Raw genomic sequence first — 18,798 nt, forward strand, 5'->3', positions numbered from 1 at the left:
TCCGGCTATTCCCCGGGTTCTTCGCCGGGCTCTACGCCGGGGCCCGGCCCGCGGCCCGGCACGTCGCCGCGCAGCGCGGCGATCCCCTCGGGCGGCACGGGACGCGAGTACAGCCACCCCTGTCCGGTGTCGCAGCCGATCCGGCGCAGCCGCTCCGCCTGCTCGGCGTTCTCCACGCATTCGGCGGTCACGGTCAGCCCGAGCCGGTGGGCGAGCTGCACCAGCGCCTCGACGATCGTCTCGTCGGCCGGGTTGGGGTGCAGGCCGTCCCGGAAGCCGTGCACGAAGCTGCCGTCGAGTTTGAGCGCGGAGACCGGCAGCCGGCTGAGGTAGGCCAGATTGGAGTAGCCGGTGCCGAAGTCGTCGATGGCGATGCGTACGCCCATCTCCTGCAGGGCGTGCAGCGCCTGCAGCGGCCGGCCGGCCGAGCCCATCACCGCGGACTCGGTGAGCTCCAGCTGCAGCAGCCCGGCCGGCAGCCCGGTGTCGTCGAGGATCTCCGCGACGTCGGCGACCAGGTCGGAGTCCCAGACCTGGCGCACGGCGACGTTGACGCTGACGAAGATCGGGTCGTCCGGCCAGTCCTTCTGCCACTGCCGGGCCTGGCGGCACGACTCGGCGAGCACCCAGCGGCCGAGCTGGACGATGGAGCCGTTCTCCTCCGCCAGCGGGATGAACCGGTTCGGCCCGAGCAGCCCGAAGTGCGGGTGCCGCCAGCGCACCAGCGCCTCGACCCCGCGCAGACTTCCGCTGCCCAGCTCGACCAGTGGCTGGTACTCCAGCGCGAACTCCCCGCGCTCCACGGCCTGCCGCAGGGTGCTGGACAGCGCCTGCTTGGTCATCCGGTGGGCGTTGCGCTCGGGGTCGAAGAGCGTCCAGCGGGCCTTGCCGTCGGCCTTGGCCCAGTACAGCGTGGTGTCGGCGGCCTGCATGATGCCCGTGGCGGTGGCCCCGGCGGCCTCGCGCTCGACGACGCCGATGCTCGCCGAGACCGCCAGGCGCTGCCCGGCGAGGTCGAACGGCAGTTGCAGCGCCGTCAGTACGGACTCGGCGAGGCCGGTGGCCTGCCCGGTGCCGGTGGAGTCCTCGACGAGGACGGCGAACTCGTCCCCGCCCAGCCGTGCGACGAGGGTCCCGCTCCGCGCGAGGCGGGCCGCGCAGTCCGACAGCCGGCCGGCGACTGCCTTGAGCAGCCGGTCGCCGACCCGGTGGCCGAGGGTGTCGTTGATGGCCTTGAAGCCGTCGAGGTCGAGGTAGCACAGGCCGATCCGGCCGGTGCGGCTGTCGGCGCCCTCCAGCGCGGTGGCGAGGCGCTCGAAGAACAACTGCCGGTTGGGGAGCCGGGTGACCGGGTCGTGCATCCGCAAGTGGCGCAGTTGCTCGCGCAGTTCGCGGGTCTCGCCCAGGTCCTCCACGGACATCAGCGCTCCGCCGGGGACGGGCACCACGACGACCTCGGCCCAGACCGTGCGCCCGTCCGGTCCGCACACGGGTCTGGTGCGGCGCAACTCCCCGCGCCGTCCGGTCAGCACGTCCTCGTACTCGGCGTACTCCGGGCTCTCCCCGAGCGGGGGCGCCTCGCCGCCGGCGCCGGTGAGGCCGACCAGTTCCGCCGCGGTGCGGGTGGTGAGCAGTACCGGGTCCGCGCCGAGCAGCGCGCCGAACGCCGGATTGGCCTCGCGCACCCGGCCGTCGGAGTCGACCAGCGCCATCGGCAGCCGCGCCACGTTGAAGGCGGCGCGGTAGTCGCGCACCTCCGGGTCCGATCTCTCCGGGACTGACCGTTCCGGGGCCGGAGCATGACGCTGAGTGACCGTCGTGGCCGTCGCCTCGGGTTCGAGGTCCGGGCCTCCCGAGGGTCCGCCCACCGCTGGCTCCCGCATATCTGTCGTCTCGCACACGTGGTCGTGGAGGAATCGAATGACCGCCAAGAGGCGGCGTTCATGCTGGAAATGTGCCGATCATAGACGTTGGGGAATTGGTGCGGCCACCGCCGTCGTGGTGATTCTCGGCACGCGGTAGACGATCTTGATCATTTGTGATTGGCCGCTGAATTCCATTGATCGGTTTTCGTCACTCATTACGCACTGTAGTGATCGGACGGTAACCCGGGCGGCGCAGCACAACAGGGCAAAACATAGCAAACCGTAGCAGCGTGATGTGGGTGTCCCGACCCCGTACGGGAGGTCCACGTGCCGCTGTCAGGGCTACCCATACGTGCGCATCGGCGGTTCCGCCGGAGCGTCCGCGGGCATGCCCACGGTGGGCTCCGGGCGGTCGTCGCCGCCGTCAGCGTCTTCGCGGCCGTCGTGGCGTGGACGCTGGTCACCGGCCCCGCGGCAGGGGGCTCGGACTCCTCGCTGTGCGCCCTGTCGCGGACCCGGGCCCACCACTCCGAGGGCGTCAGCGCCTGGAACACCGCCTACCCGCGGGCCCGTGGCGACGTTGACGCGCTGATGGTGTTCCTGGCGTTCCCCGACGCCGCACCCACCATCAGCCCGGGCGAACTGGCGGCCGATCACTTCCCGGCCACCGCCGACTTCTTCGCGAAGGCCTCGTACGGCACCTTCCGGCTGCGGCCGCGCCTCCTGCCGTACTGGCTGCGCATGCCCGCGCCGTCCACCGCGTACGGCATCGGCCGGGACTGGAGCCCCGCCCTGCGCGCCCGCTACCTGCGCGATGCCGTGGTGGCGGCCGACGGGCAGGTGGACTTCTCCCGGTACGGGGTCGTCTACCTGGTCGCCGACCCCGACGCGCCGGGCGTCGACCCGGACGCCACCAAGGTGGTCAACCTGGGCCGGCCGGTCCGGGTCGACGGCGCGGACCTGCACCGCTTCGTCACCGTCTTCGAGGGCCACCCCCCGGACATCAACGTGCTGGCCCACGAGACCGGGCACGCCTTCGACCTGCCCGACCTCTACTACCGGCCACCCGCGGGCAGCAACGCCGACTGGGACACCCACGTCGGCGACTGGGACCTCATGGGCAGTCAGTTCGGTCTGTCCCCGGACTTCTTCGCCTGGCACAAGTGGAAGCTGGGCTGGCTCCGGCAGTCGCAGGTCCGCTGCGTCACCGAGGGCGGCACGCACACCTTCCGCCTGAGCCCCGTGGAGCAGCCCGGCGGCACCAAGCTGCTGGTGCTGCCCGCGGGCCTGGAGGGCGCCGTCGCCATCGAGGCCCGCGCCGCCCTCGGCAACGACCGCCTCACCTGCAGCCAGGGTGTGCTGATGTACCGCGTCCGGGCCGACGTGTCGTCAGGCGACGGCCCCGTGGACGTCGTCGACGCCCACCCGGCCAGCGACGGCTGCCGGGAGTCCTCGGTGTACCCGCCGCTGGCCGACGCGCCGCTGCGGACGGGGGAGACGTACGCCCTCGGCCGGTCGGCGCGCGTCCACGTCGCCGACCGCCACTCCGACGGGTCCTGGACCGTCCAGGTCACCCAGGGCTGAGGCGATGCGCGGTCCCCGGGCACTCGCGGTCGTGGCAACAGTGCTCCTGCTCGCGGCCGGCAGCACCGCCGTCACCGAGGGCGTGCCCGCCGCGGCCCCGCCGGCCGACCGTCCCTGCGCGCTGCGCGCCGCGCCGGGCGTCACGATGTCCGAGGGGTTCGGCGGCGCGGACGGCCGTCAGTTCGCCCGCGCCACCGGCGAGGTGCGGGCCCTCACCCTGCTCGTCGACTTCCCCGACAAGCACGCCCCGTACAGCGCCGCCGAGCGCTACAGCGAGTTCTTCCCCGCCGTGCGGCACTGGTTCTACCGCGCCTCGTACGGGAAGCTGCGCTACGTCTCCACGCCGGTGCTGCGCTACATCCGCATGCCGAAGCCCTTCCACTCGTACGGGATAGGGCGCGGCTACGACTGGCGCACGCACACGGCCATGATGCGGGACCTGCTGCGCGTCGCCGACCGGCAGATCGACTTCTCCGGGTACGACCTGGTCAACGTCCTGGTGACGCCCAACGCCGGTCCGCCCGCCGAACAGGCCGTCCTCTCGGTGACCTGGACCGGCGCCTCGGCCGCCACCACCGACGACGGCGCGGGCCTGGACCGGGTCTCGCTGGTCTACGGCCACGACCAGTCCGGCGCGCGGGTGCTCAGCCACGAGAACGGACACGCCTTCGGGCTGCCCGACCTGTACTCCGTCGAGGACTTCGGGCGCACCGACACCCTCGCCGGCCAGTGGGACAGCATGTCCCTGGACTGGGGGCTGCAGGGCGATCTCTTCGCCTGGCACAAGTGGCGGCTGGGCTGGCTCGACGACTGGCAGGTCGTCTGCGTCCGCGACCCGGGCGCCCGCTCGGTGCACCTCACACCGGTCGAGGTGCCCGGCGGCCGCAAGGCGGCCGTCATCCCCCTCGGCCGGACCCGGGCGTACGTGGTCGAGGCGCGCGCCACCCGCGGCAACGACAGCGAGGCCTGCCGTGAGGGGGTGCTGGTCTACCAGGTGCGCACCGACGTCGACTCGGGGCACGGGCCCGTCACCGTCGAGGACGCCCACCCGCGCACGACCGCCTGCGAGTACAGCAGCGCCACCTTCAACGCGCTCAACGACGCCCCGTTCTCCTCCGGCGGACGCTTCACCGACCGCGCCCGCGGCCTCACCGTCGAGGTGCTCGGCCGCGACCCGGAGGACGAGGGCTGGACCGTGCGGATCACCACCTCGCGCCCGCTGTGGGACGGCCCCTAGGACTTTCGGGACCCGCGGTCGAAGACGCGGCCGGACATGACGAAAGGCGCCCTCCCGATGGGAGAGCGCCCTGGTCAACGGCCTTGCCGTGAGTGCGCCGCCAGGGACTCGAACCCCGAACCCGCTGATTAAGAGTCAGCTGCTCTGCCAGTTGAGCTAGCGGCGCTCGCTGACGTCGTAGACATTAGCATCCGCTTGCGGGCGGGTGAAAATCGATAATCAACCGGCCTCCGCGCGGGCCGCGCGGACGCAGGCCCACAGCAGGACGTCGGCCCCGGGGAGCCAGGGACGGCGTGTGTCGGGGGCCACCAGCCAGCGCGAGCGCCCGTGGCCGGTGTCGCTGTACGGCGGGGGCAGCGCCACCAAGTCCCCGGCGCCGTGGCACAGCACCGGTGGCACCGCCGGCCCCCACTCCTCCCAGGTCAGCAGTGAGGGGAGGCGTGCGGCGGTGCCCGGCTCTGCGAGCAGCAGCAGCCGTCCGCGCAGCGTGGCGGCCGGGCCGGAGCCCGGGCCCGCGGACCACAGGTGCTCCAGGACCTTGCGTCCGAACAGGGCCGGGAGGTTCACCGCGTCGAAGGCCGTCCCGCAGGGCAGCACGCTGGGCGCCGTGGGCCGTGCGGACCACAGGGCGCGCACGCTGCGCGGGAAGGCGCTGGCGGAGGCGAGCCAGTCGGCCCCGTCGGGGGTGGGGTACTGCGCGTACGGGGATGGGTGGGAGGCGGACTCCGGCACGCCCCCCGGCCATGTGTGCCACTGCCGATCACTCATGACCCATACAACTACCGTGAGTGAACGTTTCGCTACGCGACATCGCCCGAAGGCCGGACACGCCCGCCATGTGTCGGGTACCTTGCCCCGCACGCATATGCCAGGTGCGCCGTCAGGACAGCGCCGCGTCGCCGCCCCGCATCAGGCCCTCGCCGAACTCGATCATCCGCTTGGCATAGTCCTCCGACCAGCCCGCCTGCTCACCGATGGCGGCGGGGGTCAGCCGGTCGAAACGCTTGGGGTCGGCGAGCTGGGCGGCTGCTATGGCCTGGAACTCCGTCGCCCGGTCCGCGGCCGCGCGGAAGGCGAGGGCGAGCTCCGACGCGCGGCCCAGGAGCTCACGGGGGTCCTCGATGGACTCCAGGTCGAAGAAGTGCTCCTCGTCCTCGGCCAGGGCGGCGGGCTCGAACAGCAGCTGGGCGGGTTTCAGGCGCGGGGCGGGCTGCTTTCCCGCCGCGCTGTGAGCCGACTGCGGCTCGGACATGAACGTACCTCCAGGATCGTCGGCGCCTTCCATTGTCCCGCCCCGCGCAAGAGTGCCCCGGGCGGACGGCGGGGGCGCGCTACGGCCGCCAGGTCACGCGGTGCTCCGACAGGTGGGCCAGCACGGCGTGGTTGGCCTCCCAGCCGTCCGGGAACTTCACCGTCACGCCCAGCTGCACCGGCTCCGTCGAGGGGTGCTCGTCCAGCAGCTCCGAGACCCCCGCCCGGCACACCACGATGCACGCGTGCCGGTGGCGCGAGGCCAGCACGCACAGGCGTCCGGTCTCCAGGTGGAACGCGGTGGCGTCGGGGCGCCCCGACAGCGGGTGCAGCACCACGGTGACGTCGAACTCCCGGCCCTGCAGCCGGTTGGCGGTGTCCACGGTGACCCCGGTCACACCCAGGTCGGCCAGCGCCGCGCGGACCGCCGCCGCCTGGTCGCGGTGGGCCGTGCCCACGGCGATCCGGTCCGGGCCCACCGGGGCGGTGCCCCGTTCGGAGACGGCCACGCCGCCGCGGTCCAGCAGCCGCCGGACGACCAGCGCGATCGCGCGCACCGCCTCGGGGTCGGTCCGCGGCGTGCGCCGTGCGGGGAGTTCCAGCAGCCCCCAGCCCGACGCGGCGGCCTCGTCCACCACCCGGTCCGGGCCCGAGCCGTCACCGGGCACGCCGAAGGAGAGCCGCCGGTCCCCGTGGCCGGTGCCGCTGCGGAACGGGGTGTAGGGGTAGAAGGCGTCCGAGACCAGCGGCGCGGCGGAGGCCGGCAGCCGCCAGGACACCGGCAACCGGTGCTGCGGCAGCCCCGGGTTGTGGGCCAGCAGGGTGACCACCGCGCTGGCCGACGGGTCGTAGCTCAGCCCCGCCCACTGCTCGGCGCCGACCACGCTGAACGGGTCCAGCTGGCCGGGGTCGCCGACGAACAGCGCCCGTTCGAACAACCCGGCCACCTGCAGCAGCGCGTCCGAGCGCATCTGGTACGCCTCGTCGACGATGGCGTGCCGCCAGGGCTCCACGTCCTTGACGAAGGCCCACTTCGCGGCGGTCGCGATCACCACCTTGGCCCCGGCGAGGTCGGCCGCCTTGGCCGACTTCAGCACCGCCTCGTGGCGGTCGAGCAACGGGTCCGGCGGCGAGTCGCTGCCGTGCAGCCGGCCGATCGGCAGCCCGGGGTCGGCGGTCGCCAGCCGGTCCACCAGGTCGTCCACCTGCGCGTTGGTCTGGGCGACCACCATCAGGGACTCGCCGGCCGCGACCAGCTCCTGCGCGGCGCGCACCACCAGCGTCGACTTGCCCGCGCCGGGCGGGGAGTCCACGACGACGCCGCGGTGCGTCCCGTGCAGGGTGTCGTGCAGGATCCGCTCGGTCGCGGTGCCGGCCGCACGGGCGGCGTCGCTCACCGGGCTCACAGATAGTCCTCCGTGGTCGCGGGGTCGGGGCTCTCGGCGAGGGCGACGGCGGCCGCGGGCGTATCCGCGGTCGCGGCCGCGGCGCCCGGGGGCCCGCCGTGGGTCCACGGGGTGTCCTCCGGCTCCGGCAGCCCGGCGCCGCCGCGCGGCGCGTGCTCGAACAACGTCCAGCACACCTCGTCCCCTTCCTCCGGCACCGTGCCGGGGTCGGGGACCTTGCCGCGGCCCATGCCGTTCACCACCCGCAGGAGCACCGCCCCGGACCCGGCCCACTCCACGAACCGGGCCTGCTGCGTGCGGCCGTCCGGCAGCGCGCGGTGGAGCTTCGCGTCCTCGTCCAGATGCGGGCGGTCCTGTGTGAGAACCGTCACCAGCGGGCGCGGCTTGGGCACCTTGCCCTCGCTCATCGCCATCTCCACCCGGTCGACCCGGCCCGCGAAGGCCTCCCCGGCCAGCCGCCGCCCGGCCATCACCAGCGGGTCGTCCAGTGCCTCCTGGGCCTCCAGCCGCACCTGCGCGGTCTCCCGGCCGGCGAGTTTCTGCGCCGCCGACACGGCGTCGTCGCGGCGGGGCTGCGGCGGCTCCCCGGCGCGCACCCGGTCCCGGTGGGAGGTGTACGACCAGCGGTCGCGCTTCCAGCGGTCCGCGACGTGGGAGCCCTCGGGAAGCTCGCGCAGCAGGTCCATCGACCGCCACACCGCGTCCCAGGTCGGGCGCATCTGGGCGCCCAGCAGACGGGCGATCTCCTCGCCGGCCCCGGTGATCCCGGCGTCGTAGCGGGCGGTGGCCGGGGCGAGCACCGTGTTGTCGAAGACGGGGTCGGTCGCGGGGCCGGCCGGCGGGAACACCAGCAGGCCGTCCGGTCCGCGGTGGGACTCCGCCCGTCGGGCGGCCTCGATGCCCGTCATGCCCTCGGGCGGAGCTTCCCCCGGCGGCGCCGGAGGGCGGTCGATCCAGGCCAGCAGGGCGCCCAGGTGCTGGTCCTCGAGGTTGCTCTGGCCCGTCGCCCAGTGCCGGGTCAGCAGTTCGGTCGCGGACAGCAGCAGCGCGGAGCCGGGGGTGCGGGCGCGTTCCCCGTAGTGGGTGAGCCAGCGGCCGAGCAACGGCACCCGGGCCGGCACGGGGTGCGGCTCGTCGGGGTCGTCCTCGGCGGTGCGGCGGAAGCGGGTGGAGCGCCCGAGCAGGCGCACGTACTCCACCGCGGAGGTGTTCGCGACCACGATCTGGGGCGCGTCGGCGCAGACCTCCGACTCCTCCCTGTTGCGGGTCGCCGGTTCGGTCTCCGTGTCGTCCGCGTAGGACTCCAGGTAGGGCAGCACCACCTGCGCAAGCTCGGCAAGGAAGGCGAAGCGCAGATCGCGGTCGCGCGGCTGCGGCACCGCCAGCAGCCGGGGCTCGTCCCGGTCCGTGCCGACCAGGGCGCCCAGCGGAGCGCCCACCTCGCCCGCGGTGGTCAGCGGGACGAAGACCAGCGGCCGGTCCGACAGATGGCGGTGGCGCACCGTCGCCAGCGGGGTCGCCCGGCCGGTCGCCATGGCCTCCGCCCGGGCCAGCACCGAGATCAGCGACATCCCAGCGCCTCCGCCCGCAGGGCGTGCGCCCGCCGCAGCGCGGCGACCGCGGGGTCGTCGGGATCGCCCTCGGTGCCCAGCGCGGCCGCCAGCACCTGCTCCACCTCGGTCAGCGCGCCCAGTTCACCGCGCACGCCGCGGCCGAGGACCTCCACCGCGCCGCAGCCCCGGGCCTGTTCGCGGCAGTGGAAGGACAGTTCGCAACTGGCCAGGCACTCGGGCGCGTACGCCGCGGGCAGCAGGTCCACCGCGTCGGAGAGCTCCGCGGCGGGACGGGTCGCCGTCCGTCCGTCGTCGGCGAGCCGCAGGTCGAAGGTGGTGCCCTCGGGCAGGGAGGCGGCGATCTCCTCGATCCGCGTGAGCCGGGTCAGCTGCCGCCGGGTGACCGACAGCTGCTTGCGGACGTCGACGAACTCCGCGGCGGGCAGGTTGGAGAAGTCCTTGGGGCAGACCAGCAGCACCCGGTGCTCCGGCGCGCCGAATCCCAGCCGCTCCAGGGCCAGGACGTACACCGCGGCCTGCCGGGCGGCGGCGCCGACCTTCACCGCGTCCGCGGAACCGTCGAGGATCGGGAAGGACTTGACCTCCACCACCGTCCACGAGCCGTCCGGCCGCACGGCGATGGCGTCCGGCTCGAGGTAGACGGGGGAGTCCGCCACCTCGAGCACGAGCAGGGGGTGGTCGAGCAGCGTCCACCGGCCCGCCGCGGTCGCCTCCTTGAGCGCGAGGCGGGTACGGGCCACCCTGCCCTCGGGGCCCGGGGCGGACAGGTCGGGCAGCACGGCCTCCGTGCTCTCGGGCGCGCCCAGCAGGCGCAGCAGTTCGGCGCACCCCTCGGCCTTCACCCGTGCCTCGAAGGCATGGCCCCGTACGAAAGCGAACTGGGACTGCCCGAAGGGCGCGGGGTTGCCCAGCACGCGGGCCACCGCCGCCTTGTCCACCCCCGCGGCGTCCATCAGTGCCCGGCGCCGGCACCCGGGGTTCGCGGCGAGCGCCGCCAGGGCGCGCGCGTCCATCGGGCGCGGCACGGTCGTCGGGCCACGCAGCGCGGCCAGCCGCTCTCGCAGATCGTGCGTAGTGCTCACCCGCGCAAGTCTCGCACCACCCACCGACAACGTGGGCCACAATGCGGACGCCGCCGGTCCGCGGCCCCGGACCCGTCGTCAGCGCCGCGGTTCGACCGCAGGTGCCGGCAGGATCCCCACGTCCGCCGGGGCGACGTCGCGGGAGGTCGCGACGACCGTGGAGGAGACGTGCCGCGGTGCCGCGAGCCGGGTGCGCGCGGCGTCCCGTGTGAGGTCCACCACACGCAGCGCGGGGCGCGCCAGGAGGAGTCCGACGCCCATCACGGCGATGCCGGCCAGGGCGTCCAGCAGGTAGTGGTTGGCGGTGCCCATGACCACCAGGGTCGTGCCGAGGGGGTAGAGGACGCCCAGGGCGCGGACGAAGGACGTGCGTCCGTGGCGCCAGAGCATGATGCCGCACCACAGGGACCAGCCGACGTGCAGGCTCGGCATGGCGGCGTACTGGTTGGTCATCCCGCCCAGTCCGCGCGGCGCGCTCGCCTCCGCGCCCCACCAGCCGTACGAGCCGTACTGCGCCATGGTGTCGACGAAGCCGTGGCCGGCGGCCAGCAGTCGCGGCGGGGCGGTGGGCATGAGGGTGAAGCCGATCAGCCCGATGAGGGTGGACACCAGCAGCCAGGTGCGGGCGACGCGGTAGACGGTCGGCCGCCGGCGCCAGAGCCAGACCAGCACCAGCGGGGTGACCAGGTAGTGGAGTGAGGCGTACCAGAAGTCGGCGGGAACACCGAGCGCCCGGTAGCGGCTGAAGAGGGAGTTGAGCCAGCGCTCCGGGTCGATGCTGAGCGCGCTTTCGAGGTGGAGTACGGCGATGCCGTGGTCGACTGCCCGGCCCACGTCGCCGCGTACGAGGAGGCGGCCCGCGGTGTAGAGGCCGTAGACCACCGCGATCAGCGGCAGCTCGGTCCACCAGCGGAGCCCGCCCCGGTAGGCGGACGCCCGCGGGGCGGTCATGCTCATGGTCATCCGGCCGTTCTCCCCCCATCTCTCCCTTTGAGAGTCACATCGGACTACCGTACGACGTACGCTAACCAACCCGGGCACCGGCCCCGCCTATTCCCTTCACCTCCGATTCGTCCTGGATTCAAACAGCCGTGCTCGGGAAGACGTGCGAAAAGACGCCCCGCCACCTCCCCGGGTTGCTCCGGAACGCGGGAGAATCAAGGAAACCGCTCAACCTCCCGCCCGCTCGCGCACGATTCCCCCCGACCGGACACGCATCCCTCATGACTGTCACCCCGCCGGCCCGCTCCCCACGGCGCCGCGTCCCCCGTAACACCCTGAACCCGGACCGCATCCTCGACGCCGCCGTCGCGCTCCTCGACCGCCACGGGCCCGAGGCCTTCACCATGCGCGCTCTCGCCCAGGAGCTCGGCGTCGGCACCATGGCCGTCTACTCCCACTTCAAGGGCAAGGACGAGATCATCGACGCGGTCAACGAACGACTGCTCGGCGAGATCGAGCTGCCCTCCGGCACCGGCCTGCCGCGCGGGCAGCTTATTGAACTCTGTGTCGGTGTGTACCGGCTTCTCAGTGAGCATCCCTCCGCGCTCCAGTTGCTCACGAGCCGCCCGCTGCGCGGCGACGAGCCCATCGCCGTCATCGACCGCATGCTCTGCCTGCTGATCACCGCGGGACTGGACCCGTCCGCCGCCGCGCGCGCCCAAGTGGCGCTGATGCAGTACACGGTCGGCGCCGCCCTGTGGGTGGTGCGCCGCAAACGCGCGGAGTGCGAGGAGGCCGAGGCCGGGCTGCGCGAGAAGATCCGCAGCCGGCTCGCCGATCTGCCGCCGGACAGCTACCCCTCGCTCGTGGGCCTGGCCCCCGAACTCGTCGCGGCCCAGCAGTCGGGCCAGGCGCAGTACGAGGCCGGGCTGTCCGCGCTGCTGGACGGCCTGATCCGCACGTGATCCCGCGCACACGGGAACGCCCCGGCCGGGGCGGGGGTGCTGAACTGCCGGCCGGGGCGCCCGTGTGGGGGGAGGGGGATGGTCGGGTGCGGCCTCAGCCGCCGTGGGCCGCGAAGGCCCCGGCCGCGACGACCGCACCCGCGGTCACACCCCCGAGGAGGGCGACCCCGCGGGTGGGACGACGACGATGTGAGTTCCTCATGGAACGGCACGCTAGCGCTGCCGATTCGGACAAATGCCCAGAGCTGCGCGGGCGTTCGATTTCTTATGGCGGGCTTAAGATCAGGCTAAGCGTGTGATCAGGTGGGGCGCGAGCACCGCGGGCGCGAAGCCTGACGGGACATGGGTCAGCGGGCCGTCCTGAGGAATGCCGTCAGGCTGTCCAGGAGCATGGTGGTGCCCTGCTCGGCGAGGTCGCGATCCGCGGCGGTGTCGCAGGTCTGGGCGACCACGATGCGAGTCCGGTGGGCGCCCTGCTCGGCGAGTTCGACGGTCATGAGCACCGGCTCGGCCCTCCCGGGCACGTCCATGCCGATCACCAGACGCCGGTTCTCGTCGACCTCGGAGTACGAGCCGGTCAACGGGAACTCCCCGCCGTCCGGGGTGACCATCGTCGCCTTCCACGTCCCACCCGGCCGCACGTCCATCTCGACGGATCCGGGGGCGGCGTAGGACCACTGCGCGTACGACTCCGCAGTCGTCCAGGCGTTCCACACCGCCGCCACCGGACTCTCCAACATCCGCTGCAACGTGTAGGAGTAGCCCTCGGCCGTCGTCTGTTCCGCGGTCATCTCATGCTCCATGTCTCGCTCTTGTGGGGTTGCCGCACGGTAGACGGGGACCGGACCCGAAACTCATCGGTCTTCGGCCCCTTCCTCTCACCGCAACCGCACACCGAAGGAGACATCCCACGACTCGCACACCTCGCACACGGCGCCCGCTGGTCCTCGCCGCTTCCGCCGCCTGGCCGCGGGAGGCGCGCTGATCCCCACCACCGCGTTCGCGGCTCCGGCATCGGCACGGGCCGGCGCCGTGAACGGATACGTCACCGACGACTACTGCTACGCCGGGGAGGACGCCCACTACGTCTATTACGACTACTGCGACGTCTACCGGGGATGACCCGCCGGTCGCGGGATCCGGCCGGAGCCCCGGCCGGATCCCGGGGGCGGGGGACCACCGCGGCCCGCCGCGGTTCAGGCCTCCGTGGCCGCGGCGGGGCGCTTCAGCCGCCTGCGGCGCACCACCCGGTGGTTCCGCTTCCCGCCCGTCGCGAGGGGCCGCAGCGCGATCCACACCCGGATCTCCGCGCCTCCCAGCACCGAGGCGCCGAGGCGCACGTCGCCCCCGGTCGATTCCGCGAGGCGCCGCACGATGTCCAGCCCGAGGCCCGTCGAACCGTCCCCGCCCGCGCCCTGGCCGCGCCGCATCGCGGCCGCCGGGTCCGTGATGCCCGGGCCGGCGTCGGAGACCAGCACGATCACCGCCTCCTGGCTGCTGTGCACGTCCACCGCGAAGGCCGTGCCCTCCGGGGTGTGCCGGAAGACGTTGCCGAGCATCGCGTCCAGCGACGCCACCAGGTCGCTCCGGGCCACCGGCACCCGCACGGGGCGTTCGACGCCGGCGGTGCTCACCTCGCGTCCCTGGTCCTCGGCGAGCGCCGACCAGAAGGCCATCCGCTCCCGGATCACCTCGGCCGCGTCGCATCCCACCGTGACCGGCTGGCTCTGCGCCTGCTGCGCCCGGGCGGTGCGGATGATCTGGTCCACCTCGCGCTCGAGCTGGGCCACCGCGTGCCGGGTCTGCTCCCCGGCCGGACCGTCGCCGAGCGAGGCGGCGTTGAGCCGCAGCACCGTCAGCGGGGTGCGCAGCCGGTGCGACAGGTCGGCGGCCAGCTCCCGCTCGTTGGCGAGCAGTTGCACCACCTGGTCCGCCATCGCGTTGAACGCCACTGCGGCGGAGCGCAGTTCGGCCGGGCCGTCCTCCGGGACGCGTACGGTCAGGTCCCCGCGTCCCAGGCCGTGCGCGGCCTCCGCGAGGCGCTTGGCGGGGCGCACCATGCGGGTGCCCAGCCGGTCCGCCACGGCCACCGCACCGACGATCAGGCCCACGCCGACCAGCGCCAGCACCGCCCAGGCGGCGGTGACCCCGCGGCTGACCTCGCCGTCCGGCACGAACACCTCGACCACCGCCACCGACCCGGAGCTGACCGCGGTCGGCTGCAGCAGGGCGTAGCCCCCGGCCACCGGGACGGTGGAGGCCCGGCCCAGTTCCGAGGCGCGTTCCAGGTCGGCGTCCGGCGCGTGCGGGTCGCCGATCTGCACCCCGGCCGTGCCCTCGGTCGCCGGCACCCGCACCGCGATCCGCCCGTCGGCGCCCGCCTGGGTGGACGCCACCGCCCGCTCCAGCTGGGTGCGGTCGGTGGTGATCGCCAGCGCCGGGCCTATCGCCGCGGCCTGCCGCTCCGCGTTGCCGATGGCCCGGTCCCGGGCCATCTCCTTGACGGTGAGCGCCAGCGGCACCGCGAAGGCGACGACGACCATGGCCGTCACCGCGACGCAGACCTTGACCAGCGCCCACCTCACCGCGGTGGCTCCAGCTTCACTCCCACCCCGCGCAGTGTGTGCAGATAGCGCGGCCGGGCCGCCGTCTCGCCCAACTTGCGGCGCAGCCAGGACAGGTGGACGTCGATGGTCTGGTCGTCGCCGTACGACTGCTGCCACACCTCGGACAGCAGCTCGCGCCGCGCCACCACCACGCCCGGCCGGGCCGCCAGGAAGGACAGCAGGTCGAACTCACGGCGGGTCAGGTCCAGCGCGGTCCCGTCCAGGACGGCCTGGCGGCGCAGGACGTCGATCTGCAGCCCGCCCACCCGCAGCACCCGGTCCGCCTCGTGGGTGCGGGAGCGGCGCAGCACCGCCGCCATGCGGGCCGACAGGTGCTCGACCGAGAACGGCTTGATGAGGTAGTCGTCGGCGCCGGCGTTGAGCAGCCGCACGATCTCCGACTCGTCGTCCCGCGCCGTCGCGATGATGACCGGCACGTCCGTGATGCCGCGCAGCATCTTCAGCGCCTCGGCCCCGTCCAGGTCCGGCAGGCCGAGGTCCAGGATCACCACGTCGAAACCGACCTGCGCGACCTCCCGCAGTGCCTCCAGGGCCGTGCCCACGCTCCGTACGGTGTGCGCGGCCTCGGTGAGGTGCCGGATGAGGGCGGAGCGCACGAACTGGTCGTCCTCGACCACGAGCACACTTGCCATGGCCCGCAACTTAGCCCATCGGGGGGATGCCGGGTGGGCGCGAGCACGTCAGAACGGGAAGCGCAACCCCCGGCTCCGTTTCGGGGGTGCGTCCGGCACCATGGGCGGATGCTAAAAGGACTGGCGCACGCCGGAGCGTGGACGCTCGCCACGAGCGCCGCCGTCGCGCTGTCGTGGTTCGGCGTCCACCACGTCCTGGCCGGCACGGCCTACGACCCGCCCCGGGCCCTGCCGATCTCCGAGCCGGTCGCCGAGAAGGTCCCTGCCCCCACGCAGACACCGGACGGCGGCGCCACGCACCGCGCCGCCGAGCCCGGGGCCACGGGCAGCCCGGACCGGACCGCGCCGGCCACGCCCCGCACCGGCCCCTCCACCGCCCCGGCCCGCCCGCGCGGTTCGGCCACCCCCGCCAGGACCTCCTCCGCCGACACCGGCAACGTGCACGGTTACACGGTCGAGGGAGGACGGGTCGTGCTCGACCTCGGCGAGGCCTCCGCGACCCTGGTCTCGGCGACGCCCGACTCCGGCTGGGAGATGAAGGTCTGGAAGCAACCGGAGTGGATCCGGGTCGACTTCGTCTCGGCCACCACGACCTCCTCGCTCTTCTGCACCTGGAACGGGCACCCGCCCACGGTCGACACCTACAAGGCGCAGAACACCGGGGGTTAGGGCCCCCGACCCGCCCCGGTCCTGGCAGCCCTAGCGGAACACCGACTCCGGGGGTACGGGGGAGGCCGCCGCCGTGGCGTCCGTGACCGCCGCCGCGCCGCCCGCGAAGGCCTCCAGCTCCCTGCCGTGCTCGACCCGCCCCGGATGCGGGTCCGAGGCCACGCGCCGGGTGAACTCCGCGACGGGCAGCTCGCCGTCCGCGGCAACAAGGATCACGTTGCCGAAGCGCCGCCCCCGCAGCACGGCGGGATCCGCCGCCAGGCACGCGTGCGGGAAGGACGCCCGTACCGTCGCGATCTGCGCCCGCAGGAACTCCAGCCGTCCGCCGTCCGCCACATTGGCGGCGTAGAGCCCGCCGGGCGCCAGCGTGTGCCGCACCTGCGCGAGGAACTCCGTGCTGGTCAGGTGGGCGGGCGTACGGGCCCCGCCGAAGACGTCCGTGATCACCAGGTCCGCCCAGGCCTCCGGGACCTTGGCCAGGCCCTCGCGGGCGTCGCCGCCGCGCACCTTGATGCGCCAGGTGCGGTCCCAGGGCAGCTCCCGCCGCACCAGGTCGACCAGCGCCGTGTCCAGCTCCACCACCTGCTGCGTCGAGCGCGGCCGGGTCGCCGCGGTGTAGCGGGCCAGGGTCAGCGCGCCGCCGCCGAGGTGCAGCACGCGCAACGGGCGGCCGGGCGGGGCGGCGAGGTCGACGACGTGGCCGAGCCTGCGCTGGTAGGAGAAGTCCAGGTGCTCCGGGTCGTCGAGGTCGACGTGCGACTGCGGCGCCCCGTCGATGAGCAGCGACCAGCCCCGCGGCCGGTCCCGGTCCGGCACGAGCTCGGCGAGACCCCCGCCGACCTGCTCGCGTATGCCTTCGGGTGCCTTCGTCGTCCTCGTCCTGCGCGGTGCCATGCCACCCAGTATGGGCGGCGGCCGGAGGGCGGACTCAGAGCCGGTCGGCCAGCTCGATCATCCGGGCCGCCTCGCCGAGGGCGTCACGCAGCACCGCCGGGTCCGTCACGGCGGTGTCGTTGCGCGGCGGCACCAGCCAGCCGGTGCCCGCCACCGGCGGCTCCCGCAGCTCGCCGGGGACGGTGAGGCCGCCGCCCTCGGTCTGCGTGCAGGCGCTGCCCGGCAGGTCCCAGCCGTCGGCGGTGCCCGGCGGCACCAGGAAGCCGAGGCTGTCACCCGAGCTGTTGTGCAGCACGGGCCCGAGGCCGGTCCGCATGCGCAGGATGTCCACGGCCTCCAGCCCCTGCCGGGAGGGGACGGTGACCAGGTCCCATGGCTCGTCCAACAAGGCGAATCCTCCTTGGGGTCGGACGGTGGGTTGCACGGTGGGTTGCACGGTGTCCAACGCGCGCGGACGTCAACAGCTACGCCTCCTTGACGCCGTCAGGGGTGGCGTTTCATGGCGAATGGAGGGTGAGATATCCCTTTTGTAGCCAAACTCCCGGTACTCGGACGCTCACAGCGAGTACGGTCGTCGCGCCGCCACCCGGCACCGCACCGACCGTCCAACGGGAGCCCGGCGATGCACTCGTCACCTTCCACCCCCAACACAGCCTTCCGGCGCCTGCGCGGAGACCGGTCCCCCGGTGAGTTCGCCGCCGCCGTACGCCGCGCGGGGCGGGACATCGGCGAGCAGGTCAGCTGTGACGCGCGCTATATCGGCCGCGTGGAGTCGGGCGAGATCCGCTGCCCCAACTACGCCTACGAGCGGGTCTTCCGGCACATGTTCCCCGGCCGCGACCTCGCCGACATGGGCTTCGAACCGCGCGAACTGGTCCGCGGCCGGCGCGTCCCGGCGACGGCGGCGCCCCGGCCGGTCCCGCGGCCGAGCCCGTACGAGACCGAAACCGACGAGGAGAGCGACGTGCTGCGTCGCGCGTTCATGACCGGCGGCCCGGCCGCCATCGCCACCACCCTGATGCTGGGGCCCGCCGCCGCGGCGGAGACGGTGCACAAGGTCGGCAGACCTCAGGCCAGGGCCGTCCGCGCGGCCGTCCGCGAGATCCGCCTGCACGACGACCGGCACGGCGCCGGCGCGCTCTACCGTCAGGCCGGCCACTCCCTCGGCGCCGCGTACCGCCTTCTCGACGAGGGCACCTACAGCCAGGCCGTCGCCGAGGACCTGATGGGCGGCGCAGGTGAACTCGCCATCTCCGTCGGCTGGCTGGCCCACGACTCCGGGCGCCTCGCCGACGCCCGCTCCTTCTACGGCGAGGCCCTCGCCACCGCCCGCATGGCCGGCGACCGCGCCCTGGAGTCGCACGCTTTCTGCAACGCCTCCTTCCTCGCCCGCGACGCCGGCCGCTTCCGCGAGGCCGTCCGCGCCGCCCAGGCCGCCCAGCAGGCCGCCCGCCACCTCGGCTCGCCCCGCCTGCTCTCGCTGCTCGCCCTCCGCGAGGCGGGCGGCTGGGCCGGCCTCGGCGACCGCCCCGGCTGCGAACGCGCTCTCGCCCGCGCCCACACGCTGTTCGGCCGCGGCCCCTGCGCCGCGGACCCGGAGTGGATGACCTTCTACGGCGAGGCCGAACTCTCCGGTCTGGAGGCCCAGTCCTGGTCCGCCCTCGGCGACCACCACCGTGCCGCCGAGCACGCCCGGCGCGCGGTCGGCCTGCAGGCCCCGCACTTCACGCGCAACGCCGCGCTGTACACAGCGGAACTCGCCAACAACCTTGCCTCCGCCCGCCGGGTCGACGAGGCCACCGATGCGGGCATCCGCGTCCTCGACCTCCTGGGCGGCGTCCAGTCCCCGCGCGTGCGGGGCATGCTCTCCTCCGCCGCGCAGACCCTCCAGCCGTACTCCCGGCGCCCGGACGTCGCCGAATTCCTGCGGGGACAGGCGCAGTCACGGCCGGCGTGACGGTGTGTGCCCCGGCAGCGCCTCGCGGATGTGCCTTCCCCGGTTCGAGCAGCCGGGACCCTCTCGTCGAACACGCAACCGCCGAATTCGCCCGGATGTCCTCGCACGTGCCC

17 protein-coding genes and 1 tRNA gene are annotated in these 18,798 nt (G+C 73.9%); 5 read left to right on the top strand and 13 right to left on the bottom strand.

All coding sequences use genetic code 11. The features are described from left to right. Positions 1–5 precede the first annotated feature (5 nt). Positions 6–1,883, bottom strand: coding sequence for a putative bifunctional diguanylate cyclase/phosphodiesterase (locus OIE69_RS25175; protein ID WP_326575857.1), 1,878 nt, complete (start codon positions 1,881–1,883; stop codon positions 6–8). Positions 1,884–2,309: 426 nt separating this feature from the next. Here OIE69_RS25175 and OIE69_RS25180 point away from each other — a divergent pair, with 426 nt between their 5' ends. Together OIE69_RS25180 and OIE69_RS25185 are read left to right on the top strand one after the other, a co-directional pair. Then, the gene (locus OIE69_RS25180; protein WP_326575859.1) at positions 2,310–3,449 is read left to right on the top strand and encodes a M6 family metalloprotease domain-containing protein; all 1,140 of its coding nucleotides are present in this window, start codon (positions 2,310–2,312) and stop codon (positions 3,447–3,449) included. Positions 3,450–3,480: 31 nt separating this feature from the next. Further along, positions 3,481–4,686: a M6 family metalloprotease domain-containing protein gene (locus tag OIE69_RS25185; protein WP_326575860.1), complete on the top strand. Its 1,206-nt coding sequence runs from the start codon at positions 3,481–3,483 to the stop codon at positions 4,684–4,686. 93 nt (positions 4,687–4,779) lie between these two features. Here the strand turns inward: OIE69_RS25185 and OIE69_RS25190 are convergent. The 7 genes from OIE69_RS25190 to OIE69_RS25220 all read right to left on the bottom strand — a co-directional run bounded on the left by OIE69_RS25190 (position 4,780) and on the right by OIE69_RS25220 (position 10,962). Continuing rightward, positions 4,780–4,852: transfer RNA gene (locus tag OIE69_RS25190), tRNA-Lys, on the bottom strand. Between the two features lie 53 nt (positions 4,853–4,905). After that, the gene (locus tag OIE69_RS25195) at positions 4,906–5,454 is read right to left on the bottom strand and encodes a bifunctional DNA primase/polymerase (protein ID WP_326575862.1); all 549 of its coding nucleotides are present in this window, start codon (positions 5,452–5,454) and stop codon (positions 4,906–4,908) included. 112 nt (positions 5,455–5,566) lie between these two features. Beyond that, positions 5,567–5,938 carry a hypothetical protein gene (locus tag OIE69_RS25200; RefSeq protein WP_326575864.1) on the bottom strand — a complete coding sequence of 124 codons (372 nt, stop codon included), beginning with the start codon at positions 5,936–5,938 and terminating at the stop codon, positions 5,567–5,569. Between the two features lie 79 nt (positions 5,939–6,017). Next, complete coding sequence (locus OIE69_RS25205) at positions 6,018–7,343, bottom strand: AAA domain-containing protein (protein WP_326575866.1); 1,326 nt, start codon at positions 7,341–7,343, stop codon at positions 6,018–6,020. Next, entirely contained in the window at positions 7,340–8,914 is a 1,575-nt protein-coding gene (locus OIE69_RS25210; RefSeq protein ID WP_326575867.1) for a hypothetical protein, read from the bottom strand. The genes OIE69_RS25205 and OIE69_RS25210 overlap by 4 nt, the downstream gene beginning before the upstream one ends. Continuing rightward, the gene (locus tag OIE69_RS25215; RefSeq protein WP_326581407.1) at positions 8,905–9,930 is read right to left on the bottom strand and encodes a hypothetical protein; all 1,026 of its coding nucleotides are present in this window, start codon (positions 9,928–9,930) and stop codon (positions 8,905–8,907) included. The genes OIE69_RS25210 and OIE69_RS25215 overlap by 10 nt, the downstream gene beginning before the upstream one ends. Before the next feature lie 147 nt (positions 9,931–10,077). Further along, on the bottom strand, positions 10,078–10,962 hold the full coding sequence (locus tag OIE69_RS25220; RefSeq protein ID WP_326575869.1) for a phosphatase PAP2 family protein: 885 nt from the start codon (positions 10,960–10,962) through the stop codon (positions 10,078–10,080). A 260-nt stretch (positions 10,963–11,222) separates the two neighbouring features. On the opposite strand from OIE69_RS25220, the gene OIE69_RS25225 reads away from it, so the two are divergent. After that, the gene (locus OIE69_RS25225; RefSeq protein ID WP_326575871.1) at positions 11,223–11,906 is read left to right on the top strand and encodes a TetR/AcrR family transcriptional regulator; all 684 of its coding nucleotides are present in this window, start codon (positions 11,223–11,225) and stop codon (positions 11,904–11,906) included. A gap of 347 nt (positions 11,907–12,253) precedes the next feature. Here the strand turns inward: OIE69_RS25225 and OIE69_RS25230 are convergent, their stop codons facing one another. The 3 genes from OIE69_RS25230 to OIE69_RS25240 all read right to left on the bottom strand — a co-directional run bounded on the left by OIE69_RS25230 (position 12,254) and on the right by OIE69_RS25240 (position 15,165). Next, positions 12,254–12,697 carry an SRPBCC family protein gene (locus tag OIE69_RS25230; protein ID WP_326575873.1) on the bottom strand — a complete coding sequence of 148 codons (444 nt, stop codon included), beginning with the start codon at positions 12,695–12,697 and terminating at the stop codon, positions 12,254–12,256. Between the two features lie 405 nt (positions 12,698–13,102). After that, on the bottom strand, positions 13,103–14,491 hold the full coding sequence (locus OIE69_RS25235; RefSeq protein ID WP_326575874.1) for a sensor histidine kinase: 1,389 nt from the start codon (positions 14,489–14,491) through the stop codon (positions 13,103–13,105). Next, complete coding sequence (locus OIE69_RS25240) at positions 14,488–15,165, bottom strand: response regulator transcription factor (protein ID WP_326575876.1); 678 nt, start codon at positions 15,163–15,165, stop codon at positions 14,488–14,490. The genes OIE69_RS25235 and OIE69_RS25240 overlap by 4 nt, the downstream gene beginning before the upstream one ends. Before the next feature lie 108 nt (positions 15,166–15,273). Between OIE69_RS25240 and OIE69_RS25245 the strand changes: the two genes are divergently transcribed. Next, positions 15,274–15,834: a hypothetical protein gene (locus tag OIE69_RS25245; protein WP_326575878.1), complete on the top strand. Its 561-nt coding sequence runs from the start codon at positions 15,274–15,276 to the stop codon at positions 15,832–15,834. Positions 15,835–15,864: 30 nt separating this feature from the next. On the opposite strand, the gene OIE69_RS25250 is transcribed toward OIE69_RS25245, so the two are convergent. Both OIE69_RS25250 and OIE69_RS25255 read right to left on the bottom strand, forming a co-directional pair. Next, positions 15,865–16,728, bottom strand: coding sequence for a spermidine synthase (locus OIE69_RS25250; protein WP_326575880.1), 864 nt, complete (start codon positions 16,726–16,728; stop codon positions 15,865–15,867). A gap of 34 nt (positions 16,729–16,762) precedes the next feature. Beyond that, positions 16,763–17,164, bottom strand: a complete 402-nt coding sequence (locus OIE69_RS25255; RefSeq protein ID WP_392567566.1) for a hypothetical protein — start codon at positions 17,162–17,164, stop codon at positions 16,763–16,765. Between the two features lie 186 nt (positions 17,165–17,350). On the opposite strand from OIE69_RS25255, the gene OIE69_RS25260 reads away from it, so the two are divergent. Next, the gene (locus OIE69_RS25260) at positions 17,351–18,685 is read left to right on the top strand and encodes a tetratricopeptide repeat protein (protein WP_326575884.1); all 1,335 of its coding nucleotides are present in this window, start codon (positions 17,351–17,353) and stop codon (positions 18,683–18,685) included. Positions 18,686–18,798 lie beyond the last annotated feature (113 nt).

Source organism: Actinacidiphila glaucinigra (assembly GCF_035918135.1).
Taxonomy (GTDB): domain Bacteria; phylum Actinomycetota; class Actinomycetes; order Streptomycetales; family Streptomycetaceae; genus Actinacidiphila; species Actinacidiphila glaucinigra.

Excerpts from the sequence above, each read along its gene's own strand:
- OIE69_RS25250 (WP_326575880.1), bottom strand. The coding sequence starts at position 16,728 with ATGGCACCGCGCAGGACGAGGACGACGAAGGCACCCGAAGGCATACGC.
- OIE69_RS25200 (WP_326575864.1), bottom strand. The coding sequence starts at position 5,938 with ATGTCCGAGCCGCAGTCGGCTCACAGCGCGGCGGGAAAGCAGCCCGCC.
- OIE69_RS25240 (WP_326575876.1), bottom strand. The coding sequence starts at position 15,165 with ATGGCAAGTGTGCTCGTGGTCGAGGACGACCAGTTCGTGCGCTCCGCC.
- OIE69_RS25210 (WP_326575867.1), bottom strand. The coding sequence starts at position 8,914 with ATGTCGCTGATCTCGGTGCTGGCCCGGGCGGAGGCCATGGCGACCGGC.
- OIE69_RS25215 (WP_326581407.1), bottom strand. The coding sequence starts at position 9,930 with ATGGACGCGCGCGCCCTGGCGGCGCTCGCCGCGAACCCCGGGTGCCGG.
- OIE69_RS25225 (WP_326575871.1), top strand. The coding sequence starts at position 11,223 with ATGACTGTCACCCCGCCGGCCCGCTCCCCACGGCGCCGCGTCCCCCGT.
- OIE69_RS25245 (WP_326575878.1), top strand. The coding sequence starts at position 15,274 with ATGCTAAAAGGACTGGCGCACGCCGGAGCGTGGACGCTCGCCACGAGC.
- OIE69_RS25175 (WP_326575857.1), bottom strand. The coding sequence starts at position 1,883 with ATGCGGGAGCCAGCGGTGGGCGGACCCTCGGGAGGCCCGGACCTCGAA.
- OIE69_RS25260 (WP_326575884.1), top strand. The coding sequence starts at position 17,351 with ATGCACTCGTCACCTTCCACCCCCAACACAGCCTTCCGGCGCCTGCGC.
- OIE69_RS25230 (WP_326575873.1), bottom strand. The coding sequence starts at position 12,697 with ATGACCGCGGAACAGACGACGGCCGAGGGCTACTCCTACACGTTGCAG.
- OIE69_RS25195 (WP_326575862.1), bottom strand. The coding sequence starts at position 5,454 with ATGAGTGATCGGCAGTGGCACACATGGCCGGGGGGCGTGCCGGAGTCC.
- OIE69_RS25220 (WP_326575869.1), bottom strand. The coding sequence starts at position 10,962 with ATGACCATGAGCATGACCGCCCCGCGGGCGTCCGCCTACCGGGGCGGG.